General features: G+C 59.4%; 17 protein-coding genes and 1 pseudogene. 12 read left to right on the top strand and 6 right to left on the bottom strand.

The genetic code is table 11. The annotated features are described in order from the left end of the window. Nucleotides 1–197: 197 nt before the first annotated feature. From C7G41_RS39050 to C7G41_RS28560, 3 genes are all read right to left on the bottom strand, one after another. Complete coding sequence (locus C7G41_RS39050) at nucleotides 198–710, bottom strand: lipocalin-like domain-containing protein (RefSeq protein ID WP_146159808.1); 513 nt, start codon at nucleotides 708–710, stop codon at nucleotides 198–200. Nucleotides 711–972: 262 nt separating this feature from the next. Then, on the bottom strand, nucleotides 973–2,412 hold the full coding sequence (locus C7G41_RS28565; RefSeq protein ID WP_106945641.1) for an IS1182 family transposase: 1,440 nt from the start codon (nucleotides 2,410–2,412) through the stop codon (nucleotides 973–975). Nucleotides 2,413–2,611: 199 nt separating this feature from the next. Beyond that, nucleotides 2,612–2,917 carry a hypothetical protein gene (locus tag C7G41_RS28560; RefSeq protein WP_245446737.1) on the bottom strand — a complete coding sequence of 102 codons (306 nt, stop codon included), beginning with the start codon at nucleotides 2,915–2,917 and terminating at the stop codon, nucleotides 2,612–2,614. Nucleotides 2,918–3,619: 702 nt separating this feature from the next. On the opposite strand from C7G41_RS28560, the gene C7G41_RS28555 reads away from it, so the two are divergent. Beyond that, nucleotides 3,620–4,318 (top strand): outer membrane protein, encoded by a 699-nt coding sequence (locus C7G41_RS28555; RefSeq protein WP_106945640.1) that lies wholly within the window; start codon nucleotides 3,620–3,622, stop codon nucleotides 4,316–4,318. A gap of 142 nt (nucleotides 4,319–4,460) precedes the next feature. Here the strand turns inward: C7G41_RS28555 and rnk are convergent, their stop codons facing one another. After that, a complete protein-coding gene (gene rnk, locus C7G41_RS28550; protein WP_245446735.1) occupies nucleotides 4,461–4,874 on the bottom strand; it encodes a nucleoside diphosphate kinase regulator in 414 nt (137 codons plus the stop codon). 9 nt (nucleotides 4,875–4,883) lie between these two features. Then, nucleotides 4,884–5,375, bottom strand: coding sequence for a GreA/GreB family elongation factor (locus tag C7G41_RS28545; RefSeq protein ID WP_106945639.1), 492 nt, complete (start codon nucleotides 5,373–5,375; stop codon nucleotides 4,884–4,886). Between the two features lie 476 nt (nucleotides 5,376–5,851). Between C7G41_RS28545 and C7G41_RS37445 the strand changes: the two genes are divergently transcribed. The 9 genes from C7G41_RS37445 (at nucleotide 5,852) to C7G41_RS38375 (ending at nucleotide 14,228) form a co-directional block, all read left to right on the top strand. Continuing rightward, nucleotides 5,852–6,007 (top strand): hypothetical protein, encoded by a 156-nt coding sequence (locus tag C7G41_RS37445; RefSeq protein WP_158268038.1) that lies wholly within the window; start codon nucleotides 5,852–5,854, stop codon nucleotides 6,005–6,007. Nucleotides 6,008–6,170: 163 nt separating this feature from the next. Then, nucleotides 6,171–9,092 (top strand): monovalent cation/H+ antiporter subunit A, encoded by a 2,922-nt coding sequence (locus C7G41_RS28540; protein ID WP_106945638.1) that lies wholly within the window; start codon nucleotides 6,171–6,173, stop codon nucleotides 9,090–9,092. Then, complete coding sequence (locus tag C7G41_RS28535) at nucleotides 9,092–9,433, top strand: Na+/H+ antiporter subunit C (RefSeq protein ID WP_106945637.1); 342 nt, start codon at nucleotides 9,092–9,094, stop codon at nucleotides 9,431–9,433. Before C7G41_RS28540 ends, C7G41_RS28535 begins: the two co-directional genes overlap by 1 nt. After that, nucleotides 9,430–11,061 (top strand): monovalent cation/H+ antiporter subunit D, encoded by a 1,632-nt coding sequence (locus C7G41_RS28530; protein ID WP_199198656.1) that lies wholly within the window; start codon nucleotides 9,430–9,432, stop codon nucleotides 11,059–11,061. The genes C7G41_RS28535 and C7G41_RS28530 overlap by 4 nt, the downstream gene beginning before the upstream one ends. Beyond that, nucleotides 11,058–11,546, top strand: coding sequence for a Na+/H+ antiporter subunit E (locus C7G41_RS28525; RefSeq protein ID WP_106945636.1), 489 nt, complete (start codon nucleotides 11,058–11,060; stop codon nucleotides 11,544–11,546). The genes C7G41_RS28530 and C7G41_RS28525 overlap by 4 nt, the downstream gene beginning before the upstream one ends. Beyond that, nucleotides 11,543–11,824, top strand: coding sequence for a K+/H+ antiporter subunit F (locus tag C7G41_RS28520; RefSeq protein WP_106945635.1), 282 nt, complete (start codon nucleotides 11,543–11,545; stop codon nucleotides 11,822–11,824). Before C7G41_RS28525 ends, C7G41_RS28520 begins: the two co-directional genes overlap by 4 nt. Beyond that, the gene (gene mnhG, locus C7G41_RS28515) at nucleotides 11,821–12,171 is read left to right on the top strand and encodes a monovalent cation/H(+) antiporter subunit G (protein WP_106945634.1); all 351 of its coding nucleotides are present in this window, start codon (nucleotides 11,821–11,823) and stop codon (nucleotides 12,169–12,171) included. The genes C7G41_RS28520 and mnhG overlap by 4 nt, the downstream gene beginning before the upstream one ends. A 732-nt stretch (nucleotides 12,172–12,903) precedes the next feature. Further along, the gene (locus C7G41_RS28510; RefSeq protein ID WP_106945633.1) at nucleotides 12,904–13,797 is read left to right on the top strand and encodes a universal stress protein; all 894 of its coding nucleotides are present in this window, start codon (nucleotides 12,904–12,906) and stop codon (nucleotides 13,795–13,797) included. Nucleotides 13,798–14,051: 254 nt separating this feature from the next. Next, complete coding sequence (locus C7G41_RS38375) at nucleotides 14,052–14,228, top strand: hypothetical protein (RefSeq protein ID WP_306768058.1); 177 nt, start codon at nucleotides 14,052–14,054, stop codon at nucleotides 14,226–14,228. Here the strand turns inward: C7G41_RS38375 and C7G41_RS28500 are convergent. Beyond that, nucleotides 14,225–14,984, bottom strand: a pseudogene (locus C7G41_RS28500) (IS5 family transposase). The gene C7G41_RS38375 and the pseudogene C7G41_RS28500 sit on opposite strands and share 4 nt — an antisense overlap. A gap of 307 nt (nucleotides 14,985–15,291) precedes the next feature. Between C7G41_RS28500 and C7G41_RS28495 the strand changes: the two are divergent. Together C7G41_RS28495 and C7G41_RS28490 are read left to right on the top strand one after the other, a co-directional pair. After that, nucleotides 15,292–16,278 (top strand): tripartite tricarboxylate transporter substrate binding protein, encoded by a 987-nt coding sequence (locus C7G41_RS28495; protein WP_158268037.1) that lies wholly within the window; start codon nucleotides 15,292–15,294, stop codon nucleotides 16,276–16,278. Nucleotides 16,279–16,304: 26 nt separating this feature from the next. Further along, nucleotides 16,305–17,498, top strand: coding sequence for an FAD-dependent monooxygenase (locus tag C7G41_RS28490; RefSeq protein WP_106945631.1), 1,194 nt, complete (start codon nucleotides 16,305–16,307; stop codon nucleotides 17,496–17,498). Nucleotides 17,499–17,530 lie beyond the last annotated feature (32 nt).

Here is a 17,530-nt window from a genome sequence, read left to right as displayed (position 1 = left end):
GCATTCGGGCAGCAGCGTCGACTGCCCACGATCCGCCTCTTCAATGAAGCGCCTCATTAATTCTCTCCCGAGAATCATCGAGAGAATCATAACAGCGCAATGGCGTTTTCACACAGCCAGGGTCAAAAGCAGCCTTCGCGCTCATGCTCCCGGATTGGTCCGCTGCGGGCCAGAAGCGGATAGAGCGTAGCTCAGTCTCACCTTGCGCGTTTGAAGACAAGTTCTAGCGTAATTCCTGCTGGCGTCCGAGGATTCGTGAACGTCAACTCATCGTCGCCGATGGACGTGACGATCCGGCGCTGATTTGGTGCGCCTACCAAGTTGGGGAATGAACTTGTTTCGATGTTGACGTGTATCGTCTTCGTACTCTCATCAACGGTATACGTTCCGGTGTAAGCAACGACGCCTGACGCGATAGCCATAGCCTCCTCTTGGGATGGTCGTGCAGAGTCGCCAGATGCATATTTGGGGGCATCAGAGCGCACTGTTATGAAATGGAAGCGGCCCTCCGGGGTATATGTCACGGCCCCTTGGAGCTTCGGTCGCGCGATGGGACTGCCATCCTCGCGCGTAGCTTTGCTGGACTCGTAAATCCAAGTGCCGATCAACTGTTCTTGGAGCGATCTTGCTTGGGAAAAGCTAACGTTGGAAAATGCGACAACTGAAATGAATGCGGTCGCAGACAATCCGAGTGCAAAACGCCTGTTCATGGGGCACCCCTGCTGTAGCAACAAGAGTAAGTTTACAGAGCGATGTGGTTGCCAGCAACCTGTCTTAGACGACGTCTGCTCTGGGTCTTGGTCGTGTAAAAACGCTGTTGCATGACGCGGACCGGCGCGGTCGAACTCAGGCTATCGCGGTCCGATCAATTTGGGCAAGTTTTAGGGCCGCTCGACCAGAACTCATCCTGAGGCAATGTCGGGGCTCTTTTACGCGCCCCATGAACCGCAACGGCGCGCGGCAACGCCCGTATCACGCCCTCACCGCCGCCAGCAGCGGTTTCATCCCGACGATGTTCAGCACGCGTGTCAGATTGTAGCCGAGCACGCACAGCGCCATCTCGGTCGCAACTTTCGGCAGCGTCACGCACAAGAAGTGCGTCGCGCCCATGCGCATCTTCAGTGTGCCAAACGGATGCTCGACGGTCTCGCGGCGTGTGCGCATGGCGTTTGGATTCTTGTCGAGCCGCGCCTGAGCGCGTTCGAGAACGTCCTCGTGCACCCATCGCTTGATACGGCGTTGTGGGCTCGGCGTGCAGTTCGATTTGAGTGGACAGGTTTTGCAGGCGTTCGTCCAATAGTTGCGCAGCTTCTGGCCGTCTTCGTAGTTGGTATAATAATATTTGAGTTTCTCACCGGCAGGGCAACGATAAACATCCTCATTTGGCAGATAAGCAAAGTCCTGTTTGCCGAAGCGTCCCGAAGCCTTCGCACCCGATGTCATCGGCTTGGGCAAAGTCACCGTGATGCCAGATTGCTCGCACGCCACGATTTCTTCACCCTTGAAGTAGCCGCGATCGGCGACAACATCGAGCGTGTCGGCCTCAAGAACGGCTTTGGCTTGCCGGGCTATGCTTGCAAGTTGCGACCGGTCTGAGCCGCTTGTTGTCACCTCGTGCGCGACGATCAGATCGTTTTCTGTATCGACCGCCGTCTGCACGTTGTAGCCGACGACGCCAGAACCACGGCCGCTCGTGGCCATCGAACGGCTGTCGGGATCAGTGAACGATATCTGCTGATCGGGCGACGCCAGAACCTGTTTTTCGATCGCCGCGAGTTTCGCCATTTCAACGGTCAAATTTTTGAGCCGTTCTTTGATCCGCGTCTTTTTTAGCTCCAGTGTTTCCGACGGCTCCTGCCGGTCGGCGGTATCGAGCTGAGCGAGATAGCGCGCAACACTCTCCTCCAATTGCGTGCGCCGCCGCTCGACTTTGCCGCGCGTGAAGTTCTTATCGCGATCATTGACTGCTTTGAATTTGCTGCCGTCGATCGCAACGCTGGCTGTCGCGAGCAAGCCCATCTTGCGGCACACCTCGACGAAGCGCGCGCAGACCTTTTTGATGCCGGGACCATTGTCCTTGCGGAAATCGGCAATCGTTTTGTGATCGGGCGCAAGCCTGGCGAGCAGCCACATCACTTCGACGTTGCGGCCAGCTTCACGCTCAAGCCGGCGGCTCGAATGGACACGGTTGAGATAACCGTAAATGTAGAGCCCTAAGAGCGCGGCCGGATGATACGACGGCCTACCTGTGCCGGCAGGCTCAACGCCACCGAACCCAAGTTCAGCCAGATCGAGGGCTGCAACGAAGGCGTCGATCACGCGAACCGGATTGTCATCTGCAACCCAGTCGTCCAGGCATTCCGGCAACAAAGTAGATTGCCCGCGATCAGCTCCTTGAACGAAACGAGCCATGCCAGCCCCCGCCGATTCAGTGCAGGAATCATAGCAGGCCCGGCGTTTTCACACAGCCAGGGTCACAAGCGGTCCTCTACCGGCTGCGCGCGGCAGGTCAGCTACGGGCCAAGAGCCGACGTTTGGCGAGCGCGTTGCGAGGACTAGTTCGGGCTCTGGCTTTCCGACCAGCTTCGCTATCGGCACCGCGAGCGGGCGATCAGTTGGAGAGCCGGCAACGGGAAAACTTGGAGGCAGCAGATACAATCCTGTCGTAGGCTTCGAGGGCAGCGTCGGTCGATAGTACGATCATTTCTCGGAACCGCGCATCGCTCACCTGCGTGAAGCTTTGGCGTATGGCTTCGGTGAGTTCACTATCGCTGACAGATGGTCCCTTGGGGGTCGTTCGCCCCGTAAGCTGATTGAACAAATTCAGCCGGTAGGTGTCTGCCGCGAGTTGCACGGCCCGGTCGTGCAGGTCGTCCACCTCGCGCATCTTTATCGGCTGCTTGGAAAGGCTAAACATTTCGGTCAGAATATCCGTAAACTTCCCAATATCAAGTACGTGAGGTTCTCATCGTTCCTGAGAGCCGGCTACGCAAAGGCGTGCCTCGTTAGGTCCGCTGAGGGGTCACAAGCCGCCAACAGTCCACGGTCAGCTCGGCGTCGGGTTTACCAGCGATTGTGTTGCACAAGTCGAAAGTTGCAGGGCTTAAGATTTTTCGCGAAACCACTACGCAGCGAGCGATCGCTGATTCGTATGACCTCAATCGCGTTACCTAAGTCGCCTGTGAATCTTGCGTGAGGCCGTGAGGTCCCCCGCATCTTGTACGCGAAAGTCGCGGCCACGGCCCGCGGAATTTTGGTCATCGGCGAAAAACGACTTTTGCAACAATATCCCAGCGACAGCGGACATCACGGCGGTTCAGGCGCTGTTCGGCTTAGGGCCAAGATGCGACGTCCCAGGTCGATGAGCTTCCAGTATGAACGGCACAAAAAGTCGCGGATCATGCCGGAGCTTTGGAATGCACAAATGATCAGACCTTCGCGATGACGGGATCGCGGAACTTATAGCTCAGACGCCCGGTTGCGGACCTACATGGTTCCCGAAATAACAAATGACCAGACCGTTCATCAGGCTGATCGCCCAGGTGTGTCTGGCGCGCTACAGCAAATCCGGTGAGTTGGGGTAGCGTTTGGCACACCTGTTTAAACTGAGAGACTCGAAATGAAAAAGTTCCTTCTCGCTACTGTCGCATTTGCCGCCCTAGCGGGTACAGCATCGGCAGCTGATATGGCCGCGCGTCCTTACACCAAAGCCCCACCGATGGAGGCATCGCCGATTTACAACTGGACCGGCTTTTACATCGGCGGTCACGTCGGCGGCGCCTTCGGCGGCAGCAACAACATTCTGGCCCCCGGCTTCACCGGCACCAGCAGCAACGATGGTGTGTTCATGGGCGGCGCGCAGGTCGGTTACGACCATCAGTTCTCACCGAACTGGGTGCTGGGCATTGAAGCGAACTACAGCTTCCTCGACACCAATAACAATCCCTTCGTCAACCGTGGGCTCGGTTCGGTCACCGGTCGCCTCGGCTACACCTGGGGTCCGGCGATGGTGTACGTCAAAGGCGGTTATGCCTGGGCTGACTCCCGCCTTACGAACGGCTTCGGCGGCGGCACCTTCACCAACAACGGCGGTGGTCGCGACGGCTACACCGTAGGCGGTGGTCTCGAATACATGTTCGCCCAGAACTGGTCGGGCAAGGTCGAATACCAGTACTACGACTTCGGCACGCGGAACGCTCTCTTCACCAGCGCCGCTGGTGTTGTTACCGCCGTCGGCTTCCGCAATGACGAGCACACCATCAAGGCCGGCTTGAACTATCGGTTCAATTGGGGCGCCGCGTCGGCTTCTCGTTACTGACGGCCGACATAATATACTTGAAGGGCCAGCCATCGGGCTGGCCCTTTCTCATAAGCCGGAATGGCTGGCGCCGGTCGGCGCCTTTGCGATTTTTTGCCGAGCTCTTTCGCGACGATGAGCGCCTTGACGTAGCGTACGAGGCTTATTCGGAAACAGCAAGAACGGTTAGGGCTCTAGTACGCTTATGGGGCGTCTCGAAGTCGATCCGCTGCCCCGGCGATAGGCCGATCAAGGCCGCTCCTACAGGCGTCAGGACTGAGACCCGATTGAGCTCGATGTTTGCCTCATGCGGATAGACGAGCACGATCTCTCGACTCGCACCCGTCTCGTCATCGCGATAGGTCACTTTCGAGCCCATCCTGATCACGCCTTCCAAATTGACCTCGTCCGTCACCGTGGCACGTTCCATTTCTCGGGCCAGAAAATGGGCGACTCGCGGAAATAGATCCATGCTCGAATTGGCCAATGAACTGAGACGTCGTGATTCGTCCTCAGTGATCTTGATCGGCGGCAACGCGAGCTGCTCGCGCGGCCCCTCAACTCCGAAATTGCACATTGATGGCTCCTATGCTGCAGTTGGTCCGGGGTCATCTTCGAACGAATTATCTGACCGCCTCGCCCCTCGCCGGAAGAGTGGGACTACCTTCGAGTCCGATTTCGTTACGTTTTGGACACGGACAAGATTCAGGCATCCGTTGATGGAGTACGGCATCTGATCGCCGACCTGCAGTCCGATCAAAGCCGCGCCCAGAGGAGTCAATACTGAAATGCGGGCGGGATCCGACCAGCACTCCTCAGGCCAGACCAGTTGCACGGTGCGACGCGGAACGCCCCAATTCGTGCAATGGGTGGCCCATGATCCGATCGTCACGAAAGGACGGACGTTGTCCGATTCGTCCGCGACGATATCGGCGCGGTTGATTTCGCCCATGAGGAATATCCCGTCCAAATCTCCTTTTTGGACGGCGAGGCGGGCGAGCCGTTCGAGCCGCGGATAGTCTGATGAGGTCAGTGCGATTTTTGGAAGAGGCAGCACGGCGCACTCCTTCTGCTTCAAGACGACCTCTCGAGTGGAGGTCACGAAAGCTGGAAAAGAGCCCGGACGGCGCGAACACCGCCCGGCTAACCGCCTGCTTGGAGGCGGCCGGCGTGAAGAGCAAAACGCGCGGTGCGCGCATCAATGTCGATGACATAAGCCATGATGCTCTGACTATAGTGGTTCATTTCCCTGGAAACATTGCGACGAAACCGCACAGCACCTGTACACGCGAACTATCGGGAGGGACAAAGAAGCGTCGTTGGAGTGAGAGGGTCGGACAATCACGCGGTCTACCTGGCTGCGTAAGAACATGCGTCGAAGATTACATCGCGTGGGATGGCCAGGCTGGCGTTGCTGCAGGCGATCGCTCTTGTCACACCGGTAGGCCTAGGCGGCGGTTTGACGTGAATGTGAGCCGTAGTTCTACAGAACCATTGTTATAGTCTGCGTCGATCGTTTGCACCTGCGATGGAACACTGAACGGGCGCCATGACATGCGCTACCGCTCCGAGGTCAGCCCAGCTGAGGACACCGAGCCGGTCGAGATGAGTGGCTGGCGGGTGATCGCGCTCTGCGGATTCTATGCGTTGCTGGGCGCTCTTGCGGCCGTCGTTGCCGCTGCGACGGGCACCTTTCCACACTGGATCTGAACCGCTCAATTTGCGGAGCCAGTGTCCGCCGGAATGGCGGTTTCCGGTCAAACCATCACAATGGCGTTAAATCTAGCAGTGGAGATATCGATCCGCCTCGGCTAAGCAATTGAGGATCAGCGAAAGCATCTCTCCACCTCGCAGCCTGGGGCAATGAACGCAAATGTTCCTGCTTGCCGTTCTCGTCCTTCCTTTCGCAGGAAGCTTTATTGCGGCACTCTTGCGGGTCAATGCACGCAACGCTGAGGCATGGCTCGCTGGAGCGGTCGCACTTACAGCTTTTTGCCTCATCGGCGCGTCATATCCAAACGTGACGAATGGCGGCGTTGTCGGCTGGCGAACGGACTGGATCGCTGAACTTGGACTCGCATTTGTACTGAGGCTTGACGGGTTCGCATGGGCCTTTGCCATGCTGATCACCGGCATCGGCTTTCTGGTTGTGCTGTATGCCCGCTACTACATGTCACCCAGTGATCCCGTTCCGCGGTTCTTCTCCCTGCTGCTCGCCTTCATGGGAGCAATGTTGGGAATCGTGCTCTCCGGCAACCTGCTCCAACTGGTTTTTTTCTGGGAGCTGACCAGTCTCTTTTCATTCCTGCTGATCAGTTACTGGCACCACAACGCGGCGGCGAGAGACGGTGCGCGGATGGCGCTGGTGATCACGTCGACGGGTGGGCTTTGCCTCTTCGCCGGCGTGCTGCTGATCGGGCACATCGTCGGCAGCTATGACCTGGAGCAGGTGCTGGCTTCCGGAAACGCGATCCGTTCGCACGCGCTTTATGTCCCCGCACTCGTTCTGATCCTTCTCGGCGCTCTCACAAAAAGCGCCCAATTCCCGTTTCATTTCTGGCTGCCGCACGCGATGGCCGCTCCAACTCCCGTTTCCGCTTATCTCCATTCGGCAACAATGGTGAAGGCCGGAGTGTTCCTTCTGGTGCGGCTCTGGCCGGCAATGGGTGGAACGAATGAATGGCTGTGGCTGGTGGGCTCGATCGGCCTGATCACGTTTTTTCTGGGCGCGTTTCTCGCCGTGTTCCAGCAGGATCTGAAGGGGCTATTGGCCTACTCGACGATCAGTCATCTCGGACTGATCACGCTTTTGACCGGACTCGATACCCCATTCGGGCAGATCGCGGCGATTTTCCATATCATGAACCACGCGACCTTTAAGGCATCGCTGTTCATGGCGGCCGGCATCATCGATCACGAAACCGGCACGCGCGACATCCGCCGCCTTAGCGGGCTATGGGCCTTCATGCCGATTACGGCGACGCTGGCCATGGTGGCTGCCGCGGCAATGGCCGGAGTGCCGTTGCTGAACGGTTTTCTGTCGAAGGAAATGTTTTTTGCCGAGACAATCGAGGTCCATGACAATTCCCTCGTCGATCAGGCGCTGCCGTACATCGTCACGCTCGCCAGCACGTTCACGGTTGCCTATTCGCTGCGCTTCATTCGCGACGTGTTCTTCGGCCCGGCTCCAGCCGGCTTGCCACGCGTTCCACATGAGCCGCCCCTGTTGATGCGACTTCCGGCCGAACTGCTCGTGCTGGCATGCCTCATCGTCGGTGTCGCGCCAGCTCTCACAGTGGCGCCGATCCTCGATACGGCTGCTCGGGCGGTTCTCGGCTCCGCGATGCCGGAGTACAGCCTTCGTCTCTGGCACGGAATTACGCCTGAATTTCTGATGAGCATCGTAGCGATGGTCGGCGGGTTGGGTGTGTACGTCATGCTGCGCTCCTACCTGCTCGCGCATGAGGGACCGCCCTTGCTCGGTCGCATCAATGGCAAGCGGATCTTTGACTGGGTGTTGGTGACATTGTCCTGGCGGCTTGCACGATGGCTCGCCACCAATCTCGGAACGAGACATCTCCAACCACAATTGAGAGTGTTGGCGGGCGTGGCGTTCGTGGCTGCCCTGCTCCCCCTCTACGCCCGCGGCCTCTCGCTGACGGGACCGTCAGGGAGGGGATTCGACCTTGTCTTTGGACTACTCTGGGTGGTGGGCGTTGGTTGTGCCATCGGGGCCGCGGTCCAGGCGAAATTTCATCGGGTGGTCGCGCTGATACTGCTCGGGACCGCAGGTCTCGTCACCTGCGTCAGCTTCGTCTGGCTGTCCGCTCCCGACGTCGCGCTGACGCAGATCGTCGTTGAGACGGTTACGACGGTTCTCCTGTTGCTCGGCTTGCGGTGGCTGCCGAAACGCATTGCGCGACCAGGCGCGGCCGAGGCGCCCGACAGCATTCGGTGGCACCGCGTTCGCGACTTCTCCATCGCGTTCCTCGCCGGGCTCGGTTTGGCCACGCTTGCGCTGGCGGCCATGCAGCTCCCGGACAATCACAGCATTTCGCGATACTTCGTGGAAAACGCCTACACGAAGGGGGGCGGAACCAACGTGGTGAACGTCATCCTGGTGGATTTTCGCGGGTTCGACACGCTTGGCGAGATCACCGTGCTTGCGGTGGTCGCACTGACCGTCTTTGCGCTTTTGCGCCGTTTCCGTCCGGCACCCGAAAGCATTCCCGTTCCCGAACAGCAGCATGCCCAGGATGCCCACGACGAGGCTCATCCCGATCGACAGAAGGGCGACACTGCCAAGGACACGCTGGCTACTGCAGCATTGATGATGGGCTTGCTGTTTCCCGTGATCGGCGTCGTGGCCATTTTCCTTCTCTTGCGTGGGCACGACCTTCCGGGCGGCGGCTTCGTCGCCGGCATCGCAATGGCAACGGCGTTCATCCTGCAGTATATGGCTCGCGGCACGGTGTGGGTGGAAGCTCGTCTTCACGTCATGCCGGTGCGTTGGATGGGTTTCGGCCTCTTGCTCGCAGGGTCAGCGGGAGCTGCCGCCTGCGTTTTCGGACACCCCTTCCTGACCTCGTACTTTGCATATGCCGAACTGCCTCTGCTCGGTCGCGTCCCCACGGCCAGCGCTCTTCTCTTCGATATCGGTGTGTTCTCGCTCGTCGTCGGCGCCACGGTATTGATGCTCATCGCAATCGCGCATCAATCGCTGCGTCGCTATGGCGTGCCGCTCCTGGCGGGGCAACGCCCGCCCGATGAGCGAGCGAAAGAGGAGTTGGTGTAATGGAGCTTAGCCTGGCCATCGGCATAGGTGCGCTTACGGCGTCGGGAGTGTGGCTGATCCTCAGGCCGCGCACGTTTCAAGTCATCATCGGGCTTTCGTTGCTCTCTTACGCCGTCAATCTCTTCATCGTGGCCATGGGACGGGTGCGGACGGGAGCGCCGGTGCTGATCGCAAAGGAGATCGGCGATGCAACGAAACATGCTGACCCGCTGCCACAGGCGCTCGTACTGACTGCAATCGTCATCGGTTTTGCGACGACGGCGTTGTTCCTTGTCGTTCTCCTCGCGTCGCGCGGCCTGGCTCGCACCGATCACGTCGACGGTCAGGAGCCCGAGGCGTGAGCGGAATCGCAAATCTGGTTGTTGCGCCGATCGTCCTGCCCCTGCTTGCCGGCGCAGGCATGCTGCTCTTGAATGGAGAGCGGCACCGCAACATCGTGGCTGCGGTCAACGTCGCCGGAACGGTTGCACTCGTTTGTGTCGCGGTGATCTTGCTCGGAATGTCTGATTCGGATCACCCCGGAATCAGGGAAGTCTATCACCTGGGCGATTGGCCTGCTCCGTTCGGAATTGTCCTCGTTCTCGATCGGCTCTCCGCGCTCATGCTGCTTCTGACCAGCATCCTGGCGTTGGCGTCGGTTGTGTTCTCTCTTGCCCGTTGGCACCGGAAAGGCGCGCATTTTCATCCGCTCTTTCAATTTCTGTTGATGGGCCTCAATGGTGCCTTCCTGACCGGCGATCTCTTCAATCTGTTTGTCTTCTTCGAGTTGTTGCTGGCCGCTTCGTACGGACTTCTGCTGCATGGTTCCGGTCTCGCACGGGTGAAGGCTGGGTTGCACTACATCGTCGTGAATCTGGTCGCGTCTCTATTGTTCCTGATCGGGGTCAGCCTGATCTATGGCGTCACCGGGACGCTCAATATGGCGGACCTCTCGGCGCGAATACCTGCAATCGCTGCGGAGAGCCGCGGTTTGCTCGAAGCAGGCGCCGGCATGCTGGCCGTGGCCTTCCTGCTCAAGGCCGGCATGTGGCCTCTGTGTTTCTGGCTGCCGACGGCCTACGCAGCCGCGAGTCCACCGGTGGCGTCGATCTTTGCGATCATGACCAAGGTCGGCGTATATATCATCCTGCGTCTATCGCTGTTGCTTTTCGGTGAGGGCAGCGGCGCATCAGCGGGCTTCGGCAGTGACTGGCTGTTGTGGGGCGGGGTGGCGACGATCGCCTTCGGAGCAATCGGCACATTGGCATCCCAGGACACCGCCCGTCTCGGCGGCTTTTCGGTGCTCGTATCCTCCGGAACCGTGCTGGCAGCCACGGGGACCGGGCAAGTCAGTGTCACCGGTGGAGCACTATTTTACCTGGTCAGCTCGACCCTCGGCATCAGCGCGTTCTTCCTTCTGGCCGAACTCATCGAGCGCGGCCGCGAACCCGGAGCTGACGTGATCGCCGTCACGCGAGAAGCTTACGGAGAAGACGATGGTGCGGACGATACCGGAGAGGAAGTCGGCACGGCCATTGTGGCCACGATGGGGTTGCTCGGCGTCGCCTTCATCGGGTGCGCACTGGTCATCGCCGGGCTCCCGCCGCTGTCGGGGTTCATAGCCAAATTCGCGCTGCTTACGGCGGCGCTTCGTCCTTCAGACATGCATCCGGGCGGTGCCGTTCCCGGCAGTGGATGGGCGCTCCTGTTGGCGCTCCTCGTATCGAGTTTTGCTGCGTTGGTCGCGCTGACCCGAGCAGGTATCCGCTCCTTCTGGGCCTCGCCAGATCGCACCGTGCCGCGTGTGCGCTTGATCGAGATGGCGCCCATCATGTTCCTGTTGATCATTTGCGCGGCGCAGACCGTGCTCGCCGGTCCGGTGATGCGCTTCATGCAGGCAACGGCGCAATCGCTGCACGCGCCGGCGGGCTACGTCAACGACGTCCTGGAGATCAGCGTCCGAGGCAGCCGAAAGGTGGGTGGCGAATGACGCGATTCCTGCCTTTTCCGCGGGTGAGCTTCTGTCTTCTCGCATTGTGGCTACTGCTCAATCAGGCAGTCACGATCGGACATGTCCTCCTCGGCTGCGTGATCGCGCTCGTCGGCGGGCGGTTTCTCACCGTGCTGGAGCTACCAAGCACGCGCGTCAGGCGACCCGGCGTCCTTCTACGCCTGCTGGGATTGGTGGCGATTGATATCATCCGCTCCAACTTGGCGGTTGGCCGGATCATTCTCGGCTTTGGGCGCCGGCAGCGAAAATCCGGGTTCGTGAACATTCCGCTAGACATGCGCAATCCCTACGGACTGGCCATGTTGGCTTGCATCATCACCTCGACGCCCGGAACGCTGTGGGTGAATTTCGATGCAGAGAAGGGTTTGCTGATGATTCATGTTCTCGATCTGGTCGACGAAGCTGAGTGGATCCGCTCGATCAAGCAGCGCTACGAACGCCATCTGCTGGAGATATTCGAATGAGCCAGCTTCTGCTGATCTACGCGCTTGCCGCCGCGCAGGTACTCCTAGTGTTAGCTATCGGATGTGGCGCGGTTCGCATCCTTCGCGGGCCGCGAGCACAGGATCGCGTTGTGGGCTTCGACACGTCGTCCGTGAACGCTATGTTGTTGCTTCTGACGTTCGGGATTCGATCCGGCCAAACGCTCTATTTCGAGGCTGCTCTGGCCATGGCCCTCTTCGGCTTCGTGGGTACGGTTGCGCTGGCGAAGTTTCTGCTGCGCGGCGAGGTGATCGAATGAACGGCATCGAACACCTGCCGCCCTGGGCTGCTGCTCTCACGGCACTTCTCGTTTTTGCTGGCGCCGTCGTCACACTGGTCGGTTCGCTCGGCCTTTTGCGGTTCGGCACATTCTATGAGCGGGTCCACGCGCCGACGCTCGGGACAACGCTCGGCACCGTATTCGTTGCAGCTGCTTCAATCGTTTGCTTTTCGGTACTTCAGAGCCGGCCCGTGCTGCACGAAATCCTGATCATCGGGCTGGGCGTCGTAACCACGCCTATTGCATTGACCGTATTGGTCGGTGCGGCGCGATTTCGCGATACCGCCGAACAGAGTGCGCAGGCTCATGGACCAGAGGGCGATTAACGCGAGGCGTTCGATTTCTGCAGCAGGTTCCTTGACCGGCAAGTCGGTCAATCCAGGCTAAATGTCGCATTGGATTCCTGCATCGCATGCCCACTTCTAATTACATGAGCAGTAAGCGAGTTCGCCGAAGTCTTCGCAGATTGGCCGCCTGATCGGAGGCAATCAGCCCCGAACTCAGTCCACGCCGCGCTCGCAACTAGGCCGCACCGCAAACAGAGGCAGTTATGACCACAACGCTACGAACCCGGCTTTATAGGACCAAGCTGCAGATCCGCCGGTAACCCGGGCGATTCCACATCGTCCGGGACGGTACCTTATTAGTTCTGCAACTAAAGCCAGGAGCTTCTTATGTCGGTGTTCTTCGCGCTGCTCGTCCTGACTTCATGGGTCATGTTCATCTGGATTTCAGATCCCGATGGTTTCCGCCAGGCTTTCGCTCGCCGCCGAGCGCTAATTCCCCACGATCCTAAAAGGTGACCTTAGGAGGTTCACCTCCCGTCACCGCATACAACAGTTGCTTATGAGATAGAAAGATATTGTACTCCGCATGCTCGCGGTGCGCGATGTCTTCTCCTTGTCGACTCTAGATCGTCGGTCCAGGCCAAATTTCTGGATCAGACGACTGGGGCTCGCCCGCAGCAGCATCATAGGCCCTTTGCAACAGAACCCAGTTGCTGGTCGACTTGGCAAGCCATTGTTCTCGCGGCCGTTCGCAACCATAAGGAGTCTGACATGAACATCGTCGCCGCGACAGATTTCTCGACGCGGTCCAATCGCGCTCTGCGGCAGGCCGGCCTCCTGGTGCGCTCCCCTGATGCAAAACTGCACCTTGTTCATGTCGTCGACGAGGATCAGCCAACGGAACTGGTCCGCATCGAAGAGCGTGAGGCGCAGCGGATGTTGGTTGAGCAGATCGCGGCCATGCCGGAGTTGCAAAACATTCATTGCTATCCAATCGTGGTCAAGGGCCATCCCTTTGATGGCATACTGCGAACGGCTGCAGCGGTCGACGCGGATCTGGTTGTAATGGGAGCCCATCGTAAGCAGTTTCTGCGCGATATCTTCACGGGCACCACAATCGAGCGTGTAATTCGTGGAGGCAAGTATCCGGTCTTGATGGTGAACAACGAGGCCCAGCGGCAGTACGAGCGCGTTTTGGTGCCGACGGATCTGTCAAATACATCGGCCGATGCGATCCGAATCGGCCTGTCCGCCGGATTTCTTAGAGACGACCGGACATCGCTGCTTCACGCCTTCTCGGCAGTGGGAAAAGCACGCCTGAAGACCTCTGGTGCGGACCCCTCCATCGTCAGCGGATATGTGGAGAACGAGCGCGAACGAGCAATGGAGGAGCTGAGTAAGTTTCTGGTTGCGAATGGCTTTGACGGTCGACCCTGGGCTCTGCGTGTCACGGAGGGTGTGCCGATGCAAGTTATCGCTCGGGCTGTTTCGGAAGAGCAGCCAGACTTGCTCTTGATGGGTACGCACAGCCGGACGGGACTGCTCCGAGCATTCATCGGCAGCGTAACGGAGGAAACTCTGCGGTCCGTCGATGTGGACGTTCTGGCTGTGCCTCCTTTGAGCCATGAGGTTCAAATATCCGAATCGGCGAGTTCCTCCCTGTAAAGCCGGCGAAGGCGGATGTGCGCAGTGACGCCTGTGGTCGGGGGCCGGCTTGATAGGCAGCTTGATGGCGGCGGAGCCGATCAACATCAAACGAACGCTGCGTCTAAAGAAGGGGTCTCTATACTAGGATTGATTTGACAGGCGAGCAAGCAGGTCTTGCAGGCACTACCCTATTTCTTGGACCTTGCAGGTACGTTCGTCTTCGACTTGGCGGAGCAATCGCTGGCGTCAAGCGCAAGCTGGACCTGTTCGGTGTGCTTGTGCTGTCGTTCGTGGCGGCGAACACGGGCGGGATCACTCGCGATATCCTGATTAGGGCGGTTCCGCCGGGCGCAATGACGACTGGCGTTACCTCGCCGTACCGCTGGCCGCCGGCGGGATCACGCTCTTCTTTCCCTGCGCAGTGGTGCGCCGTTCGAGCGCTGTACTAGGACGTGGGCTCATAAAGACGCAGCCATAGCCTGATTGACGCGAGCTGAACGAAGGCAAGGTAGTTGGCGGCCAACTTGTCCTAGCGCGTCGCCACCCGACGACATGTTTGATCCTGTTGAAGAACCGCTCGACCTGGTTTGCGAGCACGTAGAGATAGGGGCTGAAGCAGATCGGATCGCTGCGGTTGCTTTTCAGCGGAATGTTGGCCCACGCGCCCTTCTTCATGGCAAGCTCCCTGATCCAGTCCGCGTCATAGCCACGGTCGGCAGCAACATTGACCCGGATTTCAGACGAGAGAGAAGTTTTCCGGCAAGTCGAACGTCATGGGCCTCGCCAGGGCTAAGCGCCAGCCGTACCGGCAGACCATTGCTATCGACTACCGCATGAATTTTACTCGTCAAGCCGCCGCGTGACCTCCCCATCAATTGGCGCTGGTTTCGTGCGATGCAGGCTCCATGCTGATGTACACGGACAAGGGGGGCGTCGATCATCTGGACAGCGGCATCGTGTGCAGCGGCAAGTGCGTCTATGATGCGGCCCCAAATACCGGCCCGCCGCCAGCGGACGAAGCGGTTGTAGCAAGTGGTGTATGGGCCAAACGCCGTCGGCAGATCACGCCAGAGGGCTCCTGATCGGAGGACCCAGAAGATGCCGTTCAGGACCCGTCTGACGTTCACTCGAGGAACGCCACGCGGTTTGTTCGGCAGCATCGGCTTGATGGCGGTCCATTCATGGTCGGCGAGTTCGTAGCGCATGATTCGAGCCTCCAGTCGAGAGTTGAATCACGGCAGACCGGCCAAACGCAACGCTCCTGGCCCGAGTCTTTTACGGCGCTTAGACTAGGGACGGGAGCGAACATCAGCCAGCCCTCAATCTCTGTCAAAGCCGTCGAGAATGACATTCCAGCTTGACCGGATCCACGATCTCGATCCTGAATTTCGGGAAGCTGGGCTCGGGTTTTGAGCGATTCCCGGGACATTAGCCCCATGACAACTTCCGGATAGGGCTCGAGTATCCCTTCATTGGTTGCTGCGTTGCATGGCTACCCGGAGGAGACGATCAATGAGCCACCTCGTCCGTTCTTCAATCGCCACTTATCTTGTTGCGGCCATGTGCACGATTGCGACCACGCCTGGCGGGGCGATCGCGGCCGAGGATTTTCCCCATCGCACGATCAAGATCATCGTGCCGGTACCGCCGGGTCCGTTGCTGGACGTCGTGCCCCGGATCGTCGCTGACAAGCTGTCAGCGAAATGGAACGTGCCCGTCATCATCGAGAACAGGCCCGGGGCCGCTCAGAACCTCGGTGCCGAGGCCGTGGCAAGATCGGATCCCGACGGATACACGCTGCTGGCCTCACCTCCGGGGCCTCTTGTGGTCAGCGGTCACCTTCGGACCCATTTGAACTTTGACCCGAACGCGTTCGTGCCGGTGAGCCTGATGGTCAAGCTCCCGACGGTGCTCGTCATCAATCCCAAAGTGCCGGCGTCAAATCTTGGCGAGTTGCTCGCTCATGCTAGGGCCAACCCCGGCAAACTCACGTTCGGATCGCCGGGAATAGGCAGCACGCCGCATCTCGCTACCGAGCAATTGATGAAGGCTGCCGGCATTCGACTGGTCCACGTGCCTTATCAAGGCATGGCGCCGGCGATGAATGATCTAATGGGCGGTCATATCGACATGATGATCGACCTCTACGGCAACGTCGCGGGCAGCATCAAGGAGGGTAAGCTCAGGCTTCTCGCCGTTACAACGCCGGAGCGGCTGCCACAGGAGCCTGCCGTTCCGACGATTTCAGAGGTCGTGCCCGGGTTCGCTCATGTAGAATGGTTTGTGATGGTCGCTCCGCCAAAAACGCCGGACGCGATCGCCGCAAAGCTTTCAGCCGCAATCGCCGAAATCCTGGCGCTCCCTGACGTCGCCAGGCGCCTGGCCGACCTCGCAGCAATTCCGGTCGGAGGTACTCCAGATGAAGCCGCCTCATTCATCAAGGCTGAAAATACCCGCTGGAAGCAACTGATCGACACCACAGGTCTCAAGATCGACTGATACTGGGTCCAACCGGAGCCCTTAAGATGAGCAAACCGCGCGCCCTGGTGATCGGCGGCTCCTTGAGCGGGCTGTTCGCGGCAAACCTTCTTCGAACCATCGGATGGGATGTCGACATTTTTGAACGCGCGCGCGGCGATCTCGCCGAACGAGGGGCCGGGCTTGGTGCGCAGGCCGACTTGTTCAATGTCATGCGCCAGATTGGAATCCGAATCGACAGGTCGATGTGGACAGAGGTGCATTCGCACGTCTGCGTCGCCCGAAGCGGTGAGTCGATCTGCAAGGTGCCGGTGCAGGAAGTGACCACGGCATGGGACCGGGTCTACGGCGCTCTCAGGCAAACGTACTCGACCGGACCCTACCACGGAGGAATGTCGCTCACCCGATGCGAACTGAAGGAGGGGGGTGTCGTTGCCGAATTCGAAAATGGCGCGCGCTTCGAAGCCGATCTGCTGATCGGGGCGGATGGTATTCGTTCAACGGTGCGCGGGCAGTATGTGCCCGAGATCGCTCCGCGCTATGTCGGCTATGCCGCCTGGCGAGGCATCGTCGACGAAGGCAGCATCCCGTCGCAATGGCGCGCCCGCGCGCTCCAGCACATGGTGTTCTGTCTGCCGGACGGTGAACTCGCGTTTTCGGTCCCGATCGCCGATCGTGACCCAGCCGGCGGCCGCAGATGCATGTTCGTCTGGTTTCGCCCGGCCGGCTACGCTTCGAAGTTGCGGGAGTGGTGCACCGATGCGTCCGGAGTTTGTCATGGCGATTCGATACCGCCCCCTCTTATTCGAAAAGAGGTAGTTGCCGAACTCAAGCTCAGCGCCCACACATTGCTGGCGCCTCAGCTTGCCGAACTGGTCGCCAGCGTTCAGCAACCGGTTCTTTCCGCCATCTATGATCTCGAATCTCCGCGCATGTCGTTCGGCCGTGTCGTGCTGGTGGGCGATGCGGCTTTCGTGGCGCGCCCGCATGTCGGCACCAGTGTCACCAAAGCCGCACAGGATGCCTCCACGCTAGTCGATGAACTCACCAAAGGAAACGTCGATGACGCATTGGCCGCGTACCAACGCCGCCGGATGCAAGCTGGCAGGGAGCTTGTCGCCCGGGGACGTCTCCTGGGTGAACACCTCGAACCCGCAGGCCGCGGCATCCGGCCACCGATTGGTGCCTTCCTGCGGGACTTTGGGCCCGGCAGCATTGGCGAATGGCCCTCGACGGTCTAACCACGGGTATGATAATTCGATGCCACACAACC

Source organism: Bradyrhizobium sp. MOS002 (assembly GCF_003020115.1).
Lineage (GTDB): Bacteria > Pseudomonadota > Alphaproteobacteria > Rhizobiales > Xanthobacteraceae > Bradyrhizobium.
The sequence above is the reverse complement of the archived record's forward strand: the minus strand, read 5'-3'. Positions and strand labels throughout refer to the sequence as shown.

Coding starts and splice junctions, on each gene's coding strand:
- C7G41_RS39050 (WP_146159808.1), bottom strand. CDS start 710: ATGAACAGGCGTTTTGCACTCGGATTGTCTGCGACCGCATTCATTTCA.
- C7G41_RS28565 (WP_106945641.1), bottom strand. CDS start 2,412: ATGGCTCGTTTCGTTCAAGGAGCTGATCGCGGGCAATCTACTTTGTTG.
- C7G41_RS28560 (WP_245446737.1), bottom strand. CDS start 2,917: ATGTTTAGCCTTTCCAAGCAGCCGATAAAGATGCGCGAGGTGGACGAC.
- C7G41_RS28555 (WP_106945640.1), top strand. CDS start 3,620: ATGAAAAAGTTCCTTCTCGCTACTGTCGCATTTGCCGCCCTAGCGGGT.
- rnk (WP_245446735.1), bottom strand. CDS start 4,874: ATGTGCAATTTCGGAGTTGAGGGGCCGCGCGAGCAGCTCGCGTTGCCG.
- C7G41_RS37445 (WP_158268038.1), top strand. CDS start 5,852: ATGCGCTACCGCTCCGAGGTCAGCCCAGCTGAGGACACCGAGCCGGTC.
- C7G41_RS28540 (WP_106945638.1), top strand. CDS start 6,171: ATGTTCCTGCTTGCCGTTCTCGTCCTTCCTTTCGCAGGAAGCTTTATT.
- C7G41_RS28535 (WP_106945637.1), top strand. CDS start 9,092: ATGGAGCTTAGCCTGGCCATCGGCATAGGTGCGCTTACGGCGTCGGGA.
- C7G41_RS28525 (WP_106945636.1), top strand. CDS start 11,058: ATGACGCGATTCCTGCCTTTTCCGCGGGTGAGCTTCTGTCTTCTCGCA.
- C7G41_RS28520 (WP_106945635.1), top strand. CDS start 11,543: ATGAGCCAGCTTCTGCTGATCTACGCGCTTGCCGCCGCGCAGGTACTC.
- mnhG (WP_106945634.1), top strand. CDS start 11,821: ATGAACGGCATCGAACACCTGCCGCCCTGGGCTGCTGCTCTCACGGCA.
- C7G41_RS28510 (WP_106945633.1), top strand. CDS start 12,904: ATGAACATCGTCGCCGCGACAGATTTCTCGACGCGGTCCAATCGCGCT.
- C7G41_RS28495 (WP_158268037.1), top strand. CDS start 15,292: ATGAGCCACCTCGTCCGTTCTTCAATCGCCACTTATCTTGTTGCGGCC.
- C7G41_RS28490 (WP_106945631.1), top strand. CDS start 16,305: ATGAGCAAACCGCGCGCCCTGGTGATCGGCGGCTCCTTGAGCGGGCTG.